At 68.5% G+C, this 1,953-nt stretch carries 2 protein-coding genes; both read right to left on the bottom strand.

Annotated elements, in window-relative coordinates; all coding sequences use genetic code 11:
* Positions 1-1,237, bottom strand: a 1,237-nt coding sequence (locus tag ETD83_RS41555; protein ID WP_171064746.1) for a retropepsin-like aspartic protease, incomplete at its 3' end; no start/stop codon positions are given.
* Positions 1,234-1,803: a hypothetical protein gene (locus tag ETD83_RS43365; RefSeq protein ID WP_171064745.1), complete on the bottom strand. Its 570-nt coding sequence runs from the start codon at positions 1,801-1,803 to the stop codon at positions 1,234-1,236. The genes ETD83_RS41555 and ETD83_RS43365, both read right to left, overlap by 4 nt.
* Positions 1,804-1,953 lie beyond the last annotated feature (150 nt).

Raw genomic sequence — 1,953 nt, 5'->3', positions numbered from 1 at the left:
ACTGTCCCCTGTCGAAGTCCAGCGTCCATGCGTAGGCCTTGAGGAAGGCGTGTGACAGCAGGCCGTCGATGCGTACGCCGCCGAAGGATCGCCAGGGGGTCGTGCGGGACCGCGTGGTGGCCACGAGTCGGTGTCGTTGTGCGAGCGGGCCGAGCGACACCGGTTCGGGGCTGTCGAAGTGCGGGCGATCGGCCAGGGCGCGTGGGACGCCCCAGGTGCGGTAGTGGCGGGATCCGGCCAGCAGACAGGCCTGCTGCGGCGCAGACGCGTCGTCGTCCTGCACCACGTACACCAGGCCGGAGTCGATGAAGAAGTTGAGATCGTCGCGCGCGCCGAAGCCACCACGGGTGAACATGAAGTGGTCCGACCAGAGGTAGAAGTCGATCTCCGTCGTCGCGGGGGCGTCCGCGAGGAGGCGGGCGTGGTCGGCGGCGGCGTCCGGGCGGTACCGGGGGGAGAGGATGAGGCGGCTGCGCGGGTGATCAACGGTGGACAGGAACTGTTCCAGGATGTTGGTCCCAATGATCACCAGATCTTGTGCGCCGACAAGGGTGGACAGGACCTCGACCGGCACGTTGGTCAGCGAGGCGGCGCCCAGGCGCAGTTCGGTGATGGTGCCGTGGCGTACCTGGGTGCGCTGGAGCCCGTGGTGACTTGATCCGCCCGGGAATGTCACCACGCCCAACTCCGCAGCGCGTTGCGGTCCCATGACCACGAAAGCGCCGCCGGTGTCGAGGTGGGCACGTACGTCGACGCCGTCGATTGTCGCCGCCACGGCAGGCAGGTACGGCGCGAGTTCATGGTCGACGAAGGCAAGCGCGGTGGTGCCGTCGAGCCGGACACCCAGCGGGCGGGTCAGCCTCAGGTCGAGCACCCGCAGCGCCTGCTCGACGGCCCGTGACCGGCTGATGCGTGACCGGCTGATGCGTGACCGGCCGGTGCGGCGTCGCCGTACATGCTCGATGGCCTGATCGGGACGGCCCAGATGAAGCCAGGCCGCAATGACCGGCTCGTCCAGCGTCCCCGGCGTCCGGTCGTCCGAGGCAAGGGCGTCGTAGTGCGCCAACGCCTTCTCGTAGGACTGCCTTACGTAGCAGCACAGGAAGAGCAAATGATCCCGAGAGGGCCCCGACAGCGTCTCGGCGAGGCGCTCGCACGCCTCTACATCGCCGTTCGACCAGGCTTGCCACGCACGCCGCGCCGCCCCGTCCAGCAGTCTGCCGGCAGACCTTGTCATTCGACGTCCTCCTGGGACACCTCGGCGGAGCCGAGGTCGGTGGCCACGGCGACGATCGTCATCAAAGGCACGACGGCGTGAGGGGCGATCGCATACTCGCCGCGTCCCGGCCGTACGAGCAGGCCCGCGCCTTGCAGGTCTTTGAGGTGGTGGTACAGGTGCCCGGTCGAGGTCTCGCCGAGCGCTTCCTGTAGCTCCCTGCGGGTTCGCGGGCCGCGGAGAAGGGCGGCCAGCAAGGCCAGGCGCGGCGCGCTGCCGAGGCGTTCGAGCAGGGAGGCCGCCGCCGCCCAACGCGCGCCCGCCACCTCGTCGGCCGCGTGTTCCATCGCCCATACGTACTCGCGGTCATCGAAGGCCACCGAGCCGCCGTACATGACCGTGCCGGTACCTCGCCCGTCTCCGCGACCGGCTCCGGCTCTGGCGCGGATCAGATCGAGCAGGTTGAGTGAGGCGTCGGCGGAAGGACGCGGAGACGGGTTCGGAGGGGACGGCCGCCCGGAGGGTGGCTCCTCCAGGCGTGCCATCCGGCGCTCAAGCTCTGCGATCCGTTCTTCGAACGATCCCATGACATCCTAGTCTGTTGTTCCGTATTTACGGAATGACAGAAATGTAGCAGACGTCGATCGGTGCCGCACGGCTGTGCTCATCCATTGGTGAGGTTCTCGCGGGTTGCGTGTTGGACGAGTTGATGGATGCGGACCTGGCGATGGGCGGCG

Source organism: Actinomadura soli, assembly GCF_005889715.1.
In the GTDB taxonomy this organism is placed as follows: Bacteria; Actinomycetota; Actinomycetes; order Streptosporangiales; family Streptosporangiaceae; genus Spirillospora; species Spirillospora soli.
This window is presented reverse-complemented; position numbering and strand designations above follow the sequence as displayed.

What these genes read in the sequence shown, in the direction of transcription:
- ETD83_RS43365 (WP_171064745.1), bottom strand. Translation starts at nt 1,803, where the DNA reads ATGGGATCGTTCGAAGAACGGATCGCAGAGCTTGAGCGCCGGATGGCA.